17 protein-coding genes are annotated in these 19,484 nt (G+C 35.6%); 1 reads left to right on the forward strand and 16 read right to left on the reverse strand.

Annotation, left to right across the window (positions count from 1 at the left end; all coding sequences use genetic code 11):
• Positions 1-82 precede the first annotated feature (82 nt).
• Positions 83-952 carry a LysR family transcriptional regulator gene (locus C1724_RS21885; protein ID WP_180994408.1) on the forward strand — a complete coding sequence of 290 codons (870 nt, stop codon included), beginning with the start codon at positions 83-85 and terminating at the stop codon, positions 950-952.
• Positions 953-985: 33 nt separating this feature from the next.
• Here C1724_RS21885 and C1724_RS21890 read toward each other — a convergent pair whose 3' ends face one another.
• The 16 genes from C1724_RS21890 to C1724_RS21965 all read right to left on the reverse strand — a co-directional run bounded on the left by C1724_RS21890 (position 986) and on the right by C1724_RS21965 (position 19,413).
• Positions 986-1,798 carry an alpha/beta fold hydrolase gene (locus C1724_RS21890; protein ID WP_180994409.1) on the reverse strand — a complete coding sequence of 271 codons (813 nt, stop codon included), beginning with the start codon at positions 1,796-1,798 and terminating at the stop codon, positions 986-988.
• 51 nt (positions 1,799-1,849) lie between these two features.
• Positions 1,850-2,500 carry a cysteine hydrolase family protein gene (locus tag C1724_RS21895; protein WP_102348918.1) on the reverse strand — a complete coding sequence of 217 codons (651 nt, stop codon included), beginning with the start codon at positions 2,498-2,500 and terminating at the stop codon, positions 1,850-1,852.
• Between the two features lie 250 nt (positions 2,501-2,750).
• The gene (locus C1724_RS21900) at positions 2,751-4,310 is read right to left on the reverse strand and encodes an ATP-binding protein (protein WP_102348919.1); all 1,560 of its coding nucleotides are present in this window, start codon (positions 4,308-4,310) and stop codon (positions 2,751-2,753) included.
• 321 nt (positions 4,311-4,631) lie between these two features.
• Entirely contained in the window at positions 4,632-5,786 is a 1,155-nt protein-coding gene (locus tag C1724_RS21905) for a M20 family metallopeptidase (protein ID WP_102348920.1), read from the reverse strand.
• Between the two features lie 25 nt (positions 5,787-5,811).
• Positions 5,812-7,497 carry a thiamine pyrophosphate-dependent enzyme gene (locus tag C1724_RS21910; RefSeq protein ID WP_102348921.1) on the reverse strand — a complete coding sequence of 562 codons (1,686 nt, stop codon included), beginning with the start codon at positions 7,495-7,497 and terminating at the stop codon, positions 5,812-5,814.
• A 16-nt stretch (positions 7,498-7,513) separates the two neighbouring features.
• On the reverse strand, positions 7,514-7,975 hold the full coding sequence (locus C1724_RS21915) for a RidA family protein (protein WP_102348922.1): 462 nt from the start codon (positions 7,973-7,975) through the stop codon (positions 7,514-7,516).
• Entirely contained in the window at positions 7,968-8,918 is a 951-nt protein-coding gene (locus tag C1724_RS21920) for an NAD-dependent epimerase/dehydratase family protein (RefSeq protein WP_102348923.1), read from the reverse strand. Before C1724_RS21920 ends, C1724_RS21915 begins: the two co-directional genes overlap by 8 nt.
• A 36-nt stretch (positions 8,919-8,954) precedes the next feature.
• Complete coding sequence (locus C1724_RS21925) at positions 8,955-10,010, reverse strand: ABC transporter ATP-binding protein (protein ID WP_102348924.1); 1,056 nt, start codon at positions 10,008-10,010, stop codon at positions 8,955-8,957.
• Positions 10,011-11,033 carry an ABC transporter ATP-binding protein gene (locus C1724_RS21930; RefSeq protein WP_102348925.1) on the reverse strand — a complete coding sequence of 341 codons (1,023 nt, stop codon included), beginning with the start codon at positions 11,031-11,033 and terminating at the stop codon, positions 10,011-10,013.
• A gap of 37 nt (positions 11,034-11,070) precedes the next feature.
• Positions 11,071-12,171, reverse strand: a complete 1,101-nt coding sequence (locus C1724_RS21935; RefSeq protein ID WP_102348926.1) for a mandelate racemase/muconate lactonizing enzyme family protein — start codon at positions 12,169-12,171, stop codon at positions 11,071-11,073.
• 12 nt (positions 12,172-12,183) lie between these two features.
• Positions 12,184-13,071 carry an ABC transporter permease gene (locus tag C1724_RS21940; RefSeq protein ID WP_102349022.1) on the reverse strand — a complete coding sequence of 296 codons (888 nt, stop codon included), beginning with the start codon at positions 13,069-13,071 and terminating at the stop codon, positions 12,184-12,186.
• Between the two features lie 20 nt (positions 13,072-13,091).
• Positions 13,092-14,039, reverse strand: coding sequence for an ABC transporter permease (locus C1724_RS21945; protein ID WP_102348927.1), 948 nt, complete (start codon positions 14,037-14,039; stop codon positions 13,092-13,094).
• A gap of 105 nt (positions 14,040-14,144) precedes the next feature.
• Complete coding sequence (locus tag C1724_RS21950; protein WP_102348928.1) at positions 14,145-15,737, reverse strand: ABC transporter substrate-binding protein; 1,593 nt, start codon at positions 15,735-15,737, stop codon at positions 14,145-14,147.
• Positions 15,738-15,807: 70 nt separating this feature from the next.
• Positions 15,808-16,956, reverse strand: coding sequence for a mandelate racemase/muconate lactonizing enzyme family protein (locus C1724_RS21955; protein ID WP_102348929.1), 1,149 nt, complete (start codon positions 16,954-16,956; stop codon positions 15,808-15,810).
• A gap of 59 nt (positions 16,957-17,015) precedes the next feature.
• A complete protein-coding gene (locus tag C1724_RS21960) occupies positions 17,016-17,723 on the reverse strand; it encodes a FadR/GntR family transcriptional regulator (RefSeq protein ID WP_180994410.1) in 708 nt (235 codons plus the stop codon).
• A gap of 544 nt (positions 17,724-18,267) precedes the next feature.
• Positions 18,268-19,413, reverse strand: coding sequence for a mandelate racemase/muconate lactonizing enzyme family protein (locus tag C1724_RS21965; RefSeq protein ID WP_102348931.1), 1,146 nt, complete (start codon positions 19,411-19,413; stop codon positions 18,268-18,270).
• Between the last annotated feature and the right edge of the window lie 71 nt (positions 19,414-19,484).

The following is a 19,484-nucleotide window of genomic DNA, read 5'->3' on the forward strand; positions in this document are numbered from 1 at the left end:
ATCTTAAAATTAAATAATAATAGAAAAAAGAATTGCTATAAAATGGTTATGTTTAATAAATAGAATGCTGGGGGTTTTTATTATGACATTTGATCAAATCTTAACGTTTGTAAGCGTTGCCACTACAAATAGCTTTACTAAAACTTCACAAGAGTTACACCTATCACAGCCTTCAGTAACTAGTAGAATTAAGAACCTTGAAGAAACATTAGGTGTAACCCTATTTGACAGAGATAATAAGAAATTAAGCTTAACAAAAGATGGCGAAATTCTACTAAACTACTCGAATCAGATTATTGATCTTTATAGTAAACTTTTAACAGACCTCAACAAAGCTTCTAATGAAGTTACCATAGGTGCAACACCTACAATTGGTATTTACATTGTGCCTGAACTTGTAGAAAAGTTACTAGTCCTAAATTCCAGCTATACGTTTGATTTAAAACACGGCTCTTCTGCTCAGTTACTAACGATGATTTTAGACGGGAAAATTGATTTAGGTTTTGTCATTGAAAAAATTGATCATCCGGATGTATATCATTTCGAAATAAGAGAATCGTTAAAAGTCAAATTAGTTGCTTCAGCAGGTCATCCAATCCTGAAAGAAGAAAAGATCAGTTTAGAGATGCTGCAAAGCTATAAGATTGTTAAATTAGATAATATGGGCTTATTTTGGGAACAAATCAATGATCAACTAAAACAAATAAATATGAAAACATTAATTAAAGTAGATCATCCCGAAACCGCCAAAAATATCATGCATAATACAACCTCATTGGCTTTTATGCCCAATGCTGTAATTGAAAAAGAACTTAAGGATGGCAGCATTAAAACGATTAATATTGATGGTATATTACCTTATGACTTCCCAATCTACCTGCTATATCATAAGCGTCAAGAAAGCATCCCAAAGTTCAAACAACTATTAAAACTTTTTAAAGAAATAGTATAGAGCACTCTCTTCGCTAAAGATCATTGAAGAATTCTATCTATCTAATAAAAAGCTAACGGCTAATCGATTGAACTGCTCATGGTGCTCAATATGTGCGCAATGTGAACAATTATCAAACATTTCCAGATATGAATTTGGAATTTTATCGGTTAATTTTATACCATAGTCTACATCTTTTAGTGGATCTTGTTTCCCGCCTACAATAAGTGTAGGTATTTTTATTTGACTGTAGTCTGTTAGTTCTCGTGACCTTTTTGGGGCAAATGGTGCTTTAAATCGTGCTGCAGCTGTGCATTCCCATGAACCTGGCTCCAAGCTTGCCTCATACCTCTTTTCAAGAAACGGTCCTGAATGCCATTTTTCATCATAAAAACACACTTGGAGTATTTTTTTATAATGACCCATCGAGCCATCATATTGACTTAGAATAGCACGCGCGGCATTTTCAGGTGCATTTTCCCCACCACTGATTGCAATTAACTTCTTTATATTCCACCTTGGATTGGTCTCAGCTGCAACCTCAAGGAGCATACTTGCCCCCATCGAATTACCAATAAAATAAGCGCTTTCAATATTTAGTGTTTTCATAAATTCCTTAATATGCTCTTTCCGTTTATTCCGCATATCTGTAAAATCAAATAGCTTTTCAGTTTTCCCATAACCGAGCCAATCTGGAGCATATACCTTAAAATATTGACTTAAATAGTCAATATTATATTCCCAAGAAGTTTCCGCACATCCCCCATATTCGCCACTATGTAATAAAATTAAAGGTTCACCTGAACCTTCTTCAAAATAATGCGTCTTAATGCCACCAGCATATACATATTTTCCTTCTATTCGCACATTTACCACCCTTCGTAATAGAAACTAATGTAATGAAATCGTACGGTTTGTTTATAGTGACTGCGGTACGTTCCATGTTTTAATAAGTTCATCGGTCTTTAGAACACCGCCAAACTTTGTTCTTACATTTCTTACAGCACTTTCATGTTCTTCAACAGAAGGGGCAGAGGTTCCATCTTCGACTAATGTTACATGGTAATCATAACTAATCGCATCTCTAAGCGTACTTTCCACACATACATTCGTCTCTAGACCAGTAAATATCAATGAATCTCTTTTTAAAGATTGAAGAATCATATGAAGATTCGTTCCAGCAAAAGCACTATATTTATTCTTAGTAATGACTATATCTTGTTCCTGTGGAGCAATTTCATAAAAATCAGCACCCCATGTGCCTGTTTTACATTTTGTAGTATTGGGATTGTAGCTAGTATTTTTACGATGGCGGTAAATCCATGCTGTTGAATCAACAATGGCATTATGTTCGGTACGTATAAAAATAACGGGGATATTTCTAGAGTGTGCGGATTCGATGCATTTTTTTATATTAGAAACCATAGGATCTATTTGCTTAATATTTTTCCCCTCAAGACTGCATAATCCATTAGGGTCACAAAAATCATTTTGAACGTCAATAACAATTAAAGCACATCTATTTCCACTAAAAACATCTATTGTGTTAATAGTAATTCCTCCTCTTATTCACTTGTTATTTTATTGATTATTTGGAATTTATTGAAAACTCATTTTACAATGTTAATTATAGTCTTAATATTATTAATATGGAAATAGAATTATTTTATCAATTTATTAAAAACTTCTATTGTAAACTTTCTTGAATAATAAAAAGGTGTCAGCTATATAGTGCATTAGAATAAATGACACTATGCTGACACCTAATTATTCAGATTTAACTTTGTTCACAATAAGGAGGTACCAGAATCCCCCTAAGTTACCCCATTACTTGAGATTTAGACATTACATCATTCAAGGCAACCTGCAATGTTCCTTTAAATTCAGCATGATGGTTAATGGCTACGTTAGATTGGATAATATTTTTTACAATTTCTGCGCGCAAGCCTGTAATAATTGTTTTACATCCCATCATTGAAATCCCTTCTATTATTTTGAGTAGCTTATTTGTTATTTCTTGTTCCATCGGTGTAACCCCAGAAAGATCAATAATAAGTGTTTGGATATGGCGATTCTCAATTTCATTCAGTACTTTATCTTGAATCGTATTTATTCGCACTGAATCAACCAAACCAATAACAGGTAGTATACAAATATCACTGTTGATAGGAATAATTGGTACTGAAAGATTTTCTACTAACTTTCGTTGTTTTTCTAACAACTCATCACGATATCTTGTATAACTAATAAAGAAATAGGTCAGAAATTGATCAATCCGCTCATTTATCTTCTTTTCTAAAGAATAAAATTCTATCCGGTCCGGTACAGTTTTACTATATGAATCAAAGTTATAAAGAAAGTCCCATAAAGTTCTTCGAATGGCCTGTATCCATTCTAGTTTAAATGCCAGCGTTAAGGAATACTTCGCCCATGCCACCCCTTCTTGTTTAGCCAATGAAATTAATTCGTGCTCTCGTTCCTCTACAACAAATAGCACAAGTTTATGCGCATTATTTAATAGATTAATATTACCAACGTTATGTATTTCTTCTATTTTATCTTTTACATTGATCGCCTCAGCTAGCAATCTTTCTTCAAATTCATTACGATTTTCGTGCAGAAATTCTTTTATAGTGAATGTATGTTCATATTCTAATTTCAAATTTTTCACCCCAAGTTTTTGAATAGGATTTTGCTTAGGTAATGTAATCGTAAACGTTGTGCCATGATTTTCTATACTGTCTACACTTATTTTTCCACCATGCTGATATATTACGGAAAACACCTGTGTTAATCCCATTCCTGTACCTTGTTCCTTTGTTGTATAAAATGGGGTGCCTAACATCGATAGCTTTTCTTGTGGAATTCCGACTCCTGTATCACTTATAGTCACGATCACTTCAGATTCATTTGAAACATGTGTAATCGTAACACTCCCACTGCCATCAATAGACTCAATTGCATTTTTAATTAAATTGAAAAAAGCCTTTTTGAATTGATTCTTTTGACCACTTATCAATGTATCTGTATTGTAAAATTCCGTTATAAACGTTACATCATACATTTTATCCTGAAAAAGATTTAAGATAGATTCTAACTCAACCGCTAAATTGAAAGTTTTATATTCTTCATCTTCCAAATCTGGCTTAGAAACTTGAAGTAAATTATTCAAAGTTGTCAGCGCATTCTCTAGCTCCGCTTGAGCAATATCAATATATTCATTCTTTTCATCTTCTTGAAGCAACTGCAGAAATCCTTTTACAGCTGTTAGTGGATTTTTAACTTCATGGGCGATACCCGCTGCAATTTGTCCCACAGATGCAAGTTGACTTAAATGGGTATCATTCCTTGATTCAACAATTACTTTTTCATTGTTCATTTGTATTTCTGCTCCTTTCACAAGATGTCCATCATGCGGAGATTAAATTTTAATTATTTAGAATTATTTATACACCAAAATAATAATACTAGAAAAATTTCGATTCGTACATTTAAAGTGCTTTTTAAAGTGGGAAAATCTTGCAAATAGTTAAAAAGTACTAGAGGAGACTATATAATTAAGAACGTAGTAGTGAAGAAATTTTCTTTATCACGATAAAAAAGAATAAATAAAATAATGCACACAAAATCCCTCCAAAGAAATTTCGTGTGCATCTTTTTATCTACATCTCTACAGATAACCTGTTTAGTCTTGCTCAACTTATAATTCTTCCAGCAATTTAACCAATAACGCCAATCTTTTAGAAATTTTATCTTTTTCAATATGTTCATAAACCGCATGCGCCCCATCACCTATAGGTCCCAAGCCATCTAAGGTTGGAATACCCAATGCAGCAGTTAAATTCCCATCACTTATGGCACCTGTTGATGTTTCTTCTAAATCATAACCTAGGTCTTTGGCAAATCCCTTAGCTTTTGTAAATAAATCTACAACACCTTCTGTTCGATCTAAAGGTGGCCTTTTTATGAGTGTATAAATATCTAATTCTGCGCCTTCTAATACTGGTTTCAGTGACTCAATTTCTTTCTTTAGACGTTCTACTTCCTCATTGTTAGGAACGCGAGCGTCTACTTCTAACACAGCTTGAGCAGGTATAACATTTGTACGTGTACCACCTTGAATTACACCACAACTCACAGTCGTTCCTACTTGATAATCTGTAAGCTTTTGAATCTTTAATACTTGGTGTGAAAGCTCTTCGATCGCATTGATGCCTTTTTCATGATCCATACCAGCATGTGATGCTTTTCCTTTTGCAGTTACTTTGAAGTACATGATTCCTTTACGGGCAGTTAATACAGATTCACCAACTCCACCTTCAAGAATCAATGCATATTCGGACTTTTTAGCTTCACGGTTAATAACTGGACGTGATGTCGTACTATTTATTTCCTCATCTGAATTAAACAGCATGGTGATTGGACGCCTTGTTTTCTTATTTAGGTCTTGAATGATTTTCATTGCCTCAATCGCAAAGACGACAGCGCCTTTCATATCGAAAACACCAGGTCCATAAATTTTATTACCCTCCACACGAAACGGCATATCAACTAATGTCCCTTTCTTCCAAACCGTGTCCATATGTGCAATCACAAGGATAGGCTTTAATGTTGGATCTTCACCCGGCCATCTGGCAATTATATGATCTCCTCGATCTTCAACCCCAGAAGGTTCTACTTCGATTTTCGCGTTAAGCTTACTTAATTTTTGTTTAAGTAAATCCCCCACTTGATTAACTGCTTCGCGATCAGTCGTTGGCGATTCTATTTCAATAATCTCCTGTAAAAAATCTAATATTTCACCTTGATAATCTTTTTCAATAAAGCTAATTAGCTCCTCAGTTGTTACGCTCATCCTCTATCTCCCTTCATTATCCGAGTTAGTTATTGACGACTTGTTGTTTATGTTTTGCACGTATGGACTCAATTGTTGATTTAAATGATATTTTATTAGGATCACATACAACTTCTATTAATGCTGGTTTATTAGCTTTCATCGCTTCAAGCAGCACACCTTCAAAATCTGCATCATTTGTGACACTTGCACTAAATACGCCAAATGATTCACCCAGTTTTTTAAAGTCAGGATTTCCCAACAGCGTACCGATTACTCGCTCAGGATGATGCATTTCTTGATGCATTCTAATTGTTCCATACATGTTATTATTAACGACAATCGAAATAATTGGGACATTATAGCGTACAGCTGTTTCTAATTCTTGGAGGGTCATCATAAAGCCGCCATCGCCAGATAAGGATATAACAGGGCAATCTGGTCTTGCGAGCTTGATGCCTACTGCTGCAGGAACACCATATCCCATCGCTCCAGAGATTGGACCGATATATGTTTTCCTATAATTAAATTGATAAAAATTATGCAACCAGCCTGAAAAATTTCCAGCATCATTTGTAAAAATCGTATTAGCTGGTGCATATTTTTGAAGGGCTGCAATAATTTGTTTCATATCAACTTCATTATGATGTTTTTCTTCTTTAATTTCACTAATTGTTTGATATACCGTTCGCCTGTCCTGCGCCCACTTTTTCCATTTTTCTGGTACATTCACAAAATCATCTTCCGCTGTAAGTAATGATTTTAAAGCTTCATTTGCGTCTGCAACGATGCCTACTACAGGAGAATAAACTTTACCTATTGTATTAAAATCAATATCTATGTGGATAATCTTTTGTGCTTTTGATACAACCGAATATCCTTGGGTAGTAACCTCAGAAAAACGAGTACCAATTGCGACTATCGTATCAGCTTGCTTGATTGTTTCTAGAATTTCTACAGGGGTTCCTAAACCTGAGTGGCCGACATACAGCTCATGATTATTAGGAAAAACATCATGACGTCTAAACGAAGCAAGTACCGGCACATTATATTTTTCTGCAAAACGCTGAAGATTTTCTTCACCATTAGAAGCAATAACTCCTCCGCCTGCGATTATCAATGGGTGCTCTGAGTTTTTCAAAACCTGTAAAGATTCAATAATCTCATTTTCTGCAGGCTTCGGCTTAGGATTTGTAATAACAGGTCCAAATTCCATTTCAGCTTTTTGCGATAAAATATCAGCTGGTAAGGAAACTATTACCGGACCAGGTCTGCCAGTCCTCGCTATCCGAAACGCACGTTGCACTAATTCTGGTGTTCTTTCCACATCTCTAATTTCAACAGCCCATTTACAAATATGTTGAAAGAATTGATCAAGTTCTACTTCCTGGAAACCCTCGCGTCCCCTAAACTTACTATCAACTTGACCTAGAAAGACGACCATGGGAGTAGAATCTTGATGGGCGGTATGAACCCCGATGGCTAAGTTTGCTCCTCCTACCCCACGAGTGGCCATTGCGATACCAGGTTTACCAGATGCCTTCCCGTAAGCTTCAGCCATGAAAGCTGCTCCGCCTTCATGTCTATTTGATATTAATTCGATACTATCTTCTTCGTAAATAGCATCCAATAATTCTAAATAGCTTTCACCTGGCACACAAAACGCATGATTTATACCTTCTAATTTAATACACTCAACAATTGCTTGTGCCCCTGTCATAACCTTTTTCATCAAAGTCCCCTCCAACTTAGTCGTTTTTAATTGCTACGCTCATTTCTATTTCAACTGGCGTACTTCGTGGTAATTCAGCTGCACCTACTGCAGAACGCGCATGTCTGCCTTGGTCACCAAAAATCTTTTCAATTAGTTCTGAAGCTGCATCTATTACTTTTGGTTGTTGATTGAACCCTTCAGCAGAATTAACAAACCCAGTAACCTTTAAGAATTTATCAACTCTGTCGAGACTACCAATCTCTTGTTTCAAACAACTCAACCCTTGTAGAATACAAATTCGTGCAGATTCTTGTGCTTCTTCAATGGATACATTTCCTCCAACCTTTCCCGTTACTTTTACTTCACCATCTACCTTTGGAAGTTGACCACTAATATAGGCAACATTGTTATGAACAACTACTGGTACATATATAAATGAGGGTGTAGCAGCTACAGGTAATTCATATCCCAATTCTTTGATTCTTTCTTCAAACATTTTGAGTCCTCCTTAATGTATCTAAATAATCCTCACATGCTTCTTTTACTGTATATTTAGGAGTAAATTTAATCTCGCTTTCGACTCTAGATGTATCCATTAATGGATATACAGTAGCTCCGCTCGTCGAACAGTCAAATGTCAATTTATATTCAGGTAAATAATTTCTCACTATATTTACCATTTCTTCCACAGTTGTCGTGTGACTTTTTACATTATAAATATCGCTTAGTTGTTCCTTAGCAATCGCAAGCTGATAAAATAATCCTGAGACATCTTTAACATACATTAAATCAACTAATTCTGGGCCACCTTTGACAATTACTTCCTCACTTGAATTGCAATTTTCAAACATATCTACGAATGCGCCACCTGCTCCCTTATACCAACGGCCAGGCCCATAAACAAGCGGCAATCTTACGGATACAACTTCCATGTTATATTGATTTCGATAAAACTGAGTCATCAATTCATCCATTACTTTAGTAGAACCATAGAACGTTTCCGGATTTCTTGCAGACTTTTCATCTACTAGTTCTTCCTTATACCATTCAGCCGGTGCGTACACCGTACTAGAACCAGACCATAGCACTCTTTTCACACCAGTTTGTTTAGCAGCCTCTAAAACATTATAAAATCCGTTTATGTTAACATCGATTGCCCTTTTAGGGTTATCTTGCGCTGATTTTGCTAATCCGTCTTTCCCGGCACCATATGCAGCTAAATGAATCATTACATCCGTTGTATTATTAATATGAGCTTGAACTAAACTTTCATATTCCATAATATTGCCTTCAATGAATGTAATGCGATCCTGAATATCTCCAATTAAATTTTCAGCTAACTTTAGTCCAAATAATGTTACGTTATGACCATTCTTAACAAATTCTCTAGTAATATGAGATCCTACAAAACCATCTCCGCCAATAATCAATACATTCATAGAGTCACCTCATTTGATTAAGTGTAATAAAGTAAACTAGTTTTTTACTCCATCTAGATTCAATTCTGCAGCAAAGTGACACGCTACAAAATGTTCAGGCTGACCGTGTTTATCTTCATTTATGTTTTTAAACAATGGCTTTTCCTTTTTACAAATTTCTTGACTATAAGGACAACGAGTATGGAATCGACAACCGGTTGGAGGATTATCTGGATTCGGCACATCCCCCTTAAGTACGATTCTTTTTCGTGTTCTTTGCATACTCGGATTAGCAATTGGAATAGCTGAAAGTAATGATTCTGTATAGGGATGAAGTGGTGTTTCAAAAAGGCTTTTCTTATCAGTTAATTCCACTAGTTCACCTAAGTACATAACAGCTATCCGATCACTAATGTGCTTAACAACACTTAAATCATGAGCTATAAAAAAGTACGTTAAATTAAACTTTTCCTGCAAATCCTGTAAAAGATTGATAATTTGCGATTGAATCGACACATCTAAAGCAGATACTGCTTCATCGCAAACAATAAACTCTGGGTTTAATAGTAAGGCTCTTGCAATTCCAATCCGTTGTCGTTGCCCACCAGATAATTCATGAGGAAACCGTTTTAAATATTCCGAATCAAGTCCAACAATATCCATCAGTTCATTGATCCGTTGTTTTCGTTCTTCCGGTGTTCCTATGTTATACAGTCGAAGTGGTTCTTCTAATATATTTCCAATTTTCATTCGAGGATTTAAAGAAGAATATGGGTCCTGAAAAATCATTTGCATCTTTCTTCTTAACTTTCGAAGATCTTCCTTACTTAAGTCATATATGTTTTTTCCATCGTAATAAACTTCACCATTAGTAGGTTGCAAAAGACGTAAAAGCGTGCGACCTAATGTACTTTTTCCACAACCTGATTCACCTACTACACCTAGCGATTCACCTCTTTTTATCGTAAATGAAACATGATCGACCGATTTTACCCATCCTTTTGTTCTCGATAATAAACCGCCTTTAATAGGGAAGTACTTTGTCAGATTCTTTACTTCTATTAGATTTGCGTTTTTGTTTGCTACTTCATCCTTAACTATTTGCAACTCCATTTAAATCCCCCCTACTTTAGTGGTTTGATTATGTGAGCCATTGCCGTTATCAGTTTCATGTAACCAACAACTTGCACTTCTTCCTGATTCAAACATTGTTACAGGAGGTTCTACTGCCTTGCACTTTTCCATTGCATGTGGACATCTCGGATAATAATTACATCCTATTGGTCTTGATTTCGGATTAGGAATGGCTCCTCCGATTGTATTTAAACGTTTTTCATCAAGATCTAAGCGCGGAATTGACTGTAAGAGCCCTTTTGTATAAGGATGTTTTGGATCTCTAAATATATCCTCAACTGGCCCCGCTTCAACAATCTTTCCTGAATACATGACAGCAACTTTATCTGCCATATCAGCAATTACACCCATATCATGTGTGATTAACATAATCGATAAATTCAATTTGGAGCGCAATTCTTTTATTAGTTCTAAAATTTGCGCTTGAATGGTTACATCCAATGCTGTTGTTGGTTCATCTGCTATCAGTAGCTTTGGGTGACAAGATAATGCCATTGCAATCATAACCCGTTGTCTCATTCCACCAGACAATTGATGTGGATATTGATGTATTCTTTTTTCCGGAGAAGAAATCCCTACCAATTTTAAAATATTAATCATCTCTGATTCGATTTCTTTTGGGTTAAGTCCCCTATGTAAACGAAGGACTTCTCGGATTTGTTTTCCAATTGTATAAACAGGATTCAATGAGGTTAACGGATCCTGAAATATCATTGAAATTTCTTTTCCACGAATTTTTCTAATCTCTGAATCTGGTAATTTCAAAAGATCTTTGCCTTCAAATAAGATTTCACTTTCAGATTTTACTGTTGTTTTACCCTTTTTAAGTAATCTCATGATAGATAGAGATGTCACGCTTTTGCCACTTCCACTTTCACCGATTACACCTAAAATTTCACCCTCGTGAATATTGAAACTAACACCCTCAATTGCGGATACATCACCTTTAGGCGTATGAAATATTGTATAGAGATTTTTTACTTCAAGAATAGGATTCGCCATAATATTCACCCCTTGCATGTCAAGTAATTATCAAGCATTACACTCGATAAAATGAAAGTTTCTCTTCATCAATTTCAATACCACTTCCTATAGAATCACTTAAAATCAATTCACCATTGTTTACCTCCGGTAGTTCTTTAATAATAGACTCCTTAAAAATCGTGAAGAAACTTAACTCTGCTGGATAGTTTACAACATTTAATCCAACTGCAATGTGAGCACTTTGCATCGTACCAATCGCCGTTTCTCCTTGAGTCCCTATCAGAGCATCTATACCAAATAATTGAACTAACGCCATCACCTTTTTACTTTCTGTTACTCCAGTTCTAGCAGGTTTTAAACTTACTAAATCAATTGTGTCAGCATTCAATTCTCGCAGCACATCTTTTGCTGTGAAGACACTTTCATCACCGAGTATACAAACATCTGGTGAGGCACTTAGAAAACGATTTTTACTAAAATTCCTCACATAATCCTCTTGCGATAACGGTTCTTCAATAAGGGATACCCCGTACTCTTTTAATTCTCGAATCACTTTACCGGCAGTTGAAACCGAATAACCTTGATTCGCATCTATATATAAGAAAATGTTTTCACCTAGCACACTTCGGATATTTTTGATTAATTCCACATCTTTACTAGGATCAATTCCGCCTTTTACTTTAAAGCTCTTATAGCCCTGCTCATACTTCTCAATAACTTGATCTACCATTTTCTCTGGAGTATCCAGATTAACCATCCACGTAAGTGGTATGTTTTTGGGCTCTCCACCTAAATATCTATATAAAGGTTGATTTGCCTTTCTAGCTTGGATATCATAAAGTGCCATATCGATAGCACTTTTTGCTGTATTGTTAGCAGGAAATTTATTAATCTCTAATTGAATTGAATTAATAGAAAATGGGTTTTTATCCAGAAGGACTGGTTCAAACCATTCTTTGATTGCATTAACAATCGATAGTTGTGATTCACCATATATAGTAGGTCTTGGTATAGCCTCTGCATATCCACTAATTCCTTCATTAGTATGTACAGCAATTAGGACATGGTCTGCTGCATCTGCTTGGCCAGTTGCCCATTTTAATGTTTTTCCATACGGAATCTTAAACGGTATCGCTTCTACCTTCGTAATTTTCATCCATTTCACCCTTTACTTTTCCGAATGCGGATCCAATAAATCACGCAATCCGTCTCCAATAAGATTAAAACTAAATACAGCTAAAACCATAAACAAGCCTGGTAGAATTGAAATCCATGGAGCAAATAGTAAATAATCAATTCCATCGTTTAAAATACTACCCCATGAGGCTGCGGGAGGTTGAACACCTAATCCTAGAAACCCAAGTGCTGCCTCAAGTTGAATCGCTACAGCGAGTCCCACAGTAAATTGAACAGTTACTGGTACAATTGAATTTCTTAAAACATGTACAAACATAATATACGTATCATTCATCCCAAGTGATCTAGCGGCCTCAACGTATTCGCGCTCTTTTTCTTTTACTACACTACTGCGCATTGTTCTATAAAAAACAGGGATAAATACAATTGCAATCGCAATAATTACATTTTTAACACTTGGTCCTAAGATACCAGCAATAAATATACCTAGAATTTGAGATGGAAAACTATATAAAACATCAATAAGTCTTCCCATGATATTATCTAATTTCCCTCCAAAGTATCCAGATATCAATCCCAATGTTCCTCCTACTATCGCTGCGAGCATCATTGAACCTACCGAAATCCCAAGAGAGACTCTTGTTCCCCAAATAACTCTCGATAATATATCTCTTCCAATATGATCCGTTCCAAACGGATGTTGTAATGATGGGGCTAATAAACGAAGCGCACTATCCGTTTGTATCGTTACATCCTTTGAAAAAAATAAAAAAGGGAAAAGAGTGAAAATAAAGAAAATAAAAATAAAGATACTACCAACCAGTAGTGTTTTATGGCGGAATAATGTCTTCAACCAATTTGGAAAAACACCTTTTTTCTTTTCAATATGATTATTTTTATTTAATTCTGCTTCTAGCATACCCACGCATCTCCCCCCTTTTAATCGTACCTAATTCTAGGATCAACAAATTTATAAATAAGATCAATCATTGTATTAATTATTAAAACTATTACTGTAACAAATAAAATCCCCGCTATAACGATAGGAAAATCACGTTGTACTAAACTATTAAAAATTAACTGGCCTACACCTGGTAAACTAAATACAACTTCAACTACAACAATTCCACCAAGTATTTGTCCCATCTCTAAGCCGACTGCAGTAATTACAGAAATCCAGATATTCTTTAGCGCATGACCAAAAATGACCGCTGTTTCTGTGATACCCTTTGATCTAGCAGTACGAATAAAATCTTGGCCAAGCGTCTCTAGCAAGGACGATCTTGTCATCCTCATAATTACAGCGCTACTTGCAATTCCAAGAGCAATGGCAGGCAAGATCATAATTTGTAAATTCTGAGATAAAGATTCCCAAGGATACTGATATACTACTGGAGGTGCCCACGGGAAAAATAGCGAAAAGATTAGAATAAGTAATGTACCTTGAAAGAAGACCGGAATTGAAACACCTGCTAATGAAAGGACTCTTAAAATGTTATCTATGAAACCATATGGCTTTAATGCAGCAACGATCCCTAATGGAACACCGATTACCACACTAACGAGTACCGAGAAAATAGCCATTTCACCTGTTATAATAAAGGCATTTAATAATGTCGGTAAAATAGGTTCACCTGAGCGCCATGATACACCTAAGTCGCCGACTAATACTCCGCTAATCCAATTCCAATATTGGACGATAACAGGTTGATCTAAACCAAAAAATTCTTCTAATTGCTTTTGGGCTTCTGGATTATTCCCTTCTATCCCTAACATTTGCTCAACAACTGTACCTGGAATTAGCTGCATTAGTAAAAATACTAATAAACTCACACCAATTAAGGTAGGTATCATTGATAGAATACGCTTTACAACATAAACACCCATTTACGTCACTCCCCTCTTAGGCAATACAAGATGTTTTGGTTAATGAGATGTAAGTATCTAGCAAAAGTTAGATACTTACATCCTTCCTACTAACCTAGTTAAATATTAATTATTAACTTTAGCGTATGTTAAACCATACCACCAACCGGATGGATGATGTTTATAATCCACGATATTTGTTTGAGTTACAGCAATACTATCCGGTGAAAATAATGGAATACTCGGTACTTCCTTGGCCATTAATTTCTGGAATTCGTTATATAACTGTTGTCTTGCTGCTTGATCGGTTTCAACTCTAGCTTTGTCTAGTAGCTCTGATCCTTCTTGGTTATTCCAACGTCTCCAATCCCCACCTTCTGGTTGTGCTCTAAAGTGACGATAGTATAGTAAATCTGGATCTGTGAATCCGCCCCACTCATTGAATGTATTTGGTGTTTTATAATTACTCCAATCTTTAATCCAAACACCCAAATCTACTGTTTCAATTTCAACTGTAATTCCAATATCTTTTAGGTTTGATGCAATTACTTCAGCAGCAGGTCTCATCCAAGCAAAACTACTGATGATACGAAGTGGCATTTTAAATCCATCAGCATAACCCGCTTCAGCTAATAGTTTTTTCGCTCCTTCTACATCCCTTGTTTGATTTTCTAGTTCAGCATTTGGTACTACCCATTTACTAAATGCAGGTGGCATTGTCCCGATTACTGAGCCAACACCGTCAGTTGCCGCAATCATTATTTCTTCCTTATCAATACCTTTTAAGATAGCTTGTCTTACACGGGGATCATTAAATGGCTCCACATCATTAGCAAAGTCTAATGTTGTCCATCTTAACGCTGGATGACGCTCAACATTTAACTTTGGATTGTCTTTAATCATTGCATAAAACTTTGAATCTGTTAAAAGTGCTGCGTCAATTTGAGCTGATCGTATACCTGCTAATAAACTATTTTCATCAGGAACAATTTGGATTGTTATCTTATCAATAAACCCTCTCTCATCGCTCCAATATTTATCAAACTTCTCAAGAACCATATTATTATTTGGCGTCCATTCTACTAGTTTATATGGACCTGTACCGATTACATCGTTTTTCAAATTACCATTATCATATGTCCCTTTAGGTACAACACCGCCGTAACGCCCACCTAATGCAGCTAGTAAACTAGCAAATGGAGTTTTTAAATTAAATTTAATAGTAGTTTCATCAACAATTTCTATGCTTTCAACTGCTGTAAAATCACCAGCTCCACCAGTTCCAAAAGACTCATCAAGAAATAAGTCGTAACTATATTTAACATCTTCTGCAGTCATTTTATTGCCATTATGGAAATAAACATCATCACGTAAAGTAAATGTATAAACTTTTCCATCTTCACTGATTTCCCATTTGCTAGCCAATCTCGGTTGAACTTGCATTTGGTTATCAACCCATGTTAGTCCTTCATACATTAATACAGTACGTCTAGAACGTTCGTCTGCAGCTTCTAAAAATGGATCTAAACTAGGAGTTTCAGTGACTGTACCAAAAATAATTTCGCCACCACTAGTATTTCCTGTTTCTGTCGTTGAAGTATTGCTTGATTCAGAGGAATTAGATGAATTTTCTACTTGAGAGTTGTTACTACACCCTGCAAATACCATAACTACCAAAATCAAAACACTTAGAAATTTGGACTTTCTTAACCAACTCATAACAGCAACCCCTTTCTTTCCTTTAAGTTATTATTTTATATAAAAAATTTACAACCCATTTTAAAAAGCTTTAAAAAGCGAGGATAGACCCTTCAGTTGCATATTTATTGATTAATTCATTATTTAGGGTTATCCCTAGACCTGACCCTTCAAGAACTTCGATAAAACCATCTTTCACGATAATATTTTCGTGAACAATATCTGTTCGAAGTGGATTATTACTAGTATCATATTCAAATAAAATAGGAGATGGCTCATTGAGCGTATGAGGATGACTAGGCAAATAAGACATAAATTGCATTGCAGCTGCAACCCCAATTGCCGTTCCCCATACATGTGCTGAAACATTTAAATTATAGGTTTGTGCTAAAGTTGTAATAGCTAGCGCTTCTGTTATCCCACCACACTTACTTATGTCTGGTTGGACGTAATCTAGCAAACCTTTTTCAAAATATTCTCTGAACCCGTACCTTGTAAATAAAGCTTCACCTGATGCGATCGGGATATCCGTTCTATCCTTTAAATAACGGAAACCTTCAATATCTTCAGGAGATACTGGTTCCTCAAACCAATGAATATTAAAATCTTCTATTAACTTAGCGCATTTCAGAGCACTATCTCTTTTATAATTCCCATTAGCATCTACTAGAATCAGAACATCATCACCTGCTATTTGTCGGGTTAACTTTACTCGCTCACGGTCGAATTCTGGATTCACACCGATTTTAATCTTTACTGCTTTAAACCCTTGTTCCATTGCATACTCGATTTGGTTTGCAAGTTCTTTGGTTGATGATGTTTCACTTAAATAACCGGTAGAGGCATAAGCCATTATTTTATTTCTAGACTGGCCACCTAGTAATTTCGCTATAGGCTTGTTACAAGCCTTGCCAATTATATCCCATAACGCCATATCTATACCGCTTAAGGCGGCTATATGTAATCCTCCATGACCCAAGTGATACAATGAATTCATGCTCTTTTTGAATAATAGCTCCCTATCAAAAGGATCTTTATTAATGAAGAAAGAAGAAACTTGTTTAACATGCTCGACGGAAGGTGAACCTCCTCCCCATGTCTCACCTAGTCCTATAAGGCCTTCGTCAGTTTTTACAATGACAAGTGTTGAACCACGTGATGTTATTAAACCTCGGGACATTCCATACGGTGCGTCGACGTTGTATTTTAAATTTACGACATCAATATTCGTTATCTTCAATTTGACTCACTCCTTTTTTGAATATTCAGAAATAATTAGCTAAAAAAATGAACCAAAAATTATAATGTGTCCATTTGTTTGTTAATGTGTAGTTTCATTAACAATTGTGCTCTTTCGTTGTTTTTATCTTCTATGGCCTTTAATATTTCTTCATGAATCCAAATATAATCTTGTATCTCTTTCTCATCTTGATATACTTTATCTGATAAATTTTCCATCACGGTTTCCCAGAATACTTGATCCATCAACGAAAATATCAATTCCATCGTTTTTTCTAGAACCGTGTTTTGTGTTGCTTTAGCTATGGCAAGATGGAATTCCATATCTGCCTCTCTTGGATCTTGACCTGACAAAATCAATCCTCTTTGTCTCTCAAAAGCACTTCTTAAACGTTTTATATCTTCTTCTGTTCTGTTCTCTGCAGCTAAGTATGCGGCTTTAACCTCAATTGGTTCCCTTACCTCCAAGATATCAATCGGACTTTGATCACTTAAAGCACTGGCTAGCGCTCGAAAGGCATTTTTCTTTGAAGGGACAACCTCGTTTACAAATGTGCCCGCACCATTTTTTGTATAAATGAAATTTGCAGCCTGCAAGGAACTCAATGCTTCTCGAAGTGGTCCTCTGCTTATCCCCATTTTTTCAGCTAGTTCTCTTTCAGATGGTAAGCGTTCGCCTGGTTTATACTCACCATTCCTAATAGATTCAATTAATTTTTGAGCTACCTTAAATGCAAGTCTGTTGCTCGGAATTTGAATATACCCCATATTACTCCTCTCTTTCATACCTTTAATCTGTAATACCAATTTTCTATTACTTTTCAAATATTTCTGTATCTGTAATACCAATTCTAAATGCTGATGAAAGCGTTGTCAACAATAATTTGTATATTTTTTTCAAGAAAGTTACACTACAAACCCTTGATTAACGGCATCGAAGAGCTATCTCAACAAATCCCATTATTATTATCAGTTGTTTAGATTGTTAAAATTAAAAAAACAAAAGCTGATTTCTAAGTACCTGTAATACCAATTTTTATACCGAAAGGCATTAACCTGTAATACCAATCTTATTAACATTAACTTAACCTTATTTATTAATTTTCTCAATCACTTCGGGAGTTTTTCTAACAAGGTTTTCCTAAATAAGTTGAAAAAACATACATATATGTGGATAGTAGGAGCTATATCAAACAAATATAATTACAGAAGTGGAGGGGATGCACAATAAGAAATCTTGTACCCAAACAAAATATCGAACACAGTCTGAGTACAAGTACAACCAACTAAGATTTCACAATATAAAATAATTTTAATTAATTTTATATCTTTCTATCACATCCCGATTCACTTCAATGCCTAAGCCGGGTGCTGAAGGAATATCAACCATACCATTCTTCATACTGATAGAGCCATATATCAAATCCTGTCTAAATGGATGTGAAGATTGATCATATTCTAACATTGGTTCTATTGGTTTCAGACATAATGGCGCTGGTGGTATATTCGCAATGTATTGTAAAGATGCCGCTAATCCAATTCCTGTCCCCCATACATGTGGATTAACCATCATATTCCATGAACTAGCTAGTGCGTTGATTCTTTTACAGGCAGTAAAACCTCCTGAAGATGCCAAGTCTGGTTGGATCACATCTAACGCTTTTTCAGCAATCCAATTTCTAGCACCAATGCTGCCAAAAATATTTTCACCTGCAGCAATAAAAGTTGATGTCAAGCCAATTAGTTGTTTGTAGCCTTCGATATCTTCCGGTGGAAGCGGCTCTTCAAACCAATGTAATTTAGCTGGTTCAATTTCATACAGAACTCTTCTTGCTGTTGCTGCATTAAATGCGCAATTAGCATCTGCCATTAACAATACATTAGGACCAATTGCTTCACGAACAGACAAAATGTAGTCAATGTCTTCTTTCATACCAAAGCCTGTTTTAAGTTTCATCGCATCGAAGCCATTTTCTAAATGCCTATGCGCTTCTTCTATTGCTGTTTCAGGATATTGTTTCCCTTTTATTCGATAAAAGCCAGTTGCGTAAGGTTTTACAGCTTTACGATACGCACCACCTAACAACTGATATGTAGGTTTATCATGAGATTTACCAAGAATATCCCACAGCGCAATGTCAACAGCGCTAATTGCATTTACTGTCGCACCCGCTTGACCATATGGTCGTGTTAGATTATACATCTTATCCCATAGCACTTCTACATCGCTTGGATCCTCTCCGATAAGAATTGGTTTCAGAGCAAACTCTACAATACTAGCAGCTATTTGTGGAGGTTGTAATCCATGACATAGTGACTCACCCCAGCCAATAATTCCCTCATCAGTTAGTATTTCAACTATCATTGTCGTTCTATTTACAGCATAGCCTTGTGAAAATGCAAATGGCTCAGCCAACGGTGCAGATAATACGTGAATATTAAGATCAACTATTTTCATAACATTTCCTTCTTTCTTATATACTCATTATAAGCGCTTTCACTTTTCTATTATTTTAAAAAACTATTATA

Origin of the sequence: Bacillus sp. Marseille-P3661 (genome assembly GCF_900240995.1) — a bacterium.
Taxonomy (GTDB): Bacteria; Bacillota; Bacilli; order Bacillales; family Bacillaceae_J; genus OESV01.

What these genes read in the sequence shown, in the direction of transcription:
- C1724_RS21915 (WP_102348922.1), bottom strand. Translation starts at nt 7,975, where the DNA reads ATGTTTGAAGAAAGAATCAAAGAATTGGGATATGAATTACCTGTAGCT.
- C1724_RS21905 (WP_102348920.1), bottom strand. Translation starts at nt 5,786, where the DNA reads ATGAGCGTAACAACTGAGGAGCTAATTAGCTTTATTGAAAAAGATTAT.
- C1724_RS21920 (WP_102348923.1), bottom strand. Translation starts at nt 8,918, where the DNA reads ATGAATGTATTGATTATTGGCGGAGATGGTTTTGTAGGATCTCATATT.
- C1724_RS21885 (WP_180994408.1), top strand. Translation starts at nt 83, where the DNA reads ATGACATTTGATCAAATCTTAACGTTTGTAAGCGTTGCCACTACAAAT.
- C1724_RS21900 (WP_102348919.1), bottom strand. Translation starts at nt 4,310, where the DNA reads ATGAACAATGAAAAAGTAATTGTTGAATCAAGGAATGATACCCATTTA.
- C1724_RS21950 (WP_102348928.1), bottom strand. Translation starts at nt 15,737, where the DNA reads ATGAGTTGGTTAAGAAAGTCCAAATTTCTAAGTGTTTTGATTTTGGTA.
- C1724_RS21935 (WP_102348926.1), bottom strand. Translation starts at nt 12,171, where the DNA reads ATGAAAATTACGAAGGTAGAAGCGATACCGTTTAAGATTCCGTATGGA.
- C1724_RS21960 (WP_180994410.1), bottom strand. Translation starts at nt 17,723, where the DNA reads ATGGGGTATATTCAAATTCCGAGCAACAGACTTGCATTTAAGGTAGCT.
- C1724_RS21930 (WP_102348925.1), bottom strand. Translation starts at nt 11,033, where the DNA reads ATGGCGAATCCTATTCTTGAAGTAAAAAATCTCTATACAATATTTCAT.
- C1724_RS21940 (WP_102349022.1), bottom strand. Translation starts at nt 13,071, where the DNA reads ATGCTAGAAGCAGAATTAAATAAAAATAATCATATTGAAAAGAAAAAA.
- C1724_RS21925 (WP_102348924.1), bottom strand. Translation starts at nt 10,010, where the DNA reads ATGGAGTTGCAAATAGTTAAGGATGAAGTAGCAAACAAAAACGCAAAT.
- C1724_RS21945 (WP_102348927.1), bottom strand. Translation starts at nt 14,039, where the DNA reads ATGGGTGTTTATGTTGTAAAGCGTATTCTATCAATGATACCTACCTTA.
- C1724_RS21965 (WP_102348931.1), bottom strand. Translation starts at nt 19,413, where the DNA reads ATGAAAATAGTTGATCTTAATATTCACGTATTATCTGCACCGTTGGCT.
- C1724_RS21910 (WP_102348921.1), bottom strand. Translation starts at nt 7,497, where the DNA reads ATGAAAAAGGTTATGACAGGGGCACAAGCAATTGTTGAGTGTATTAAA.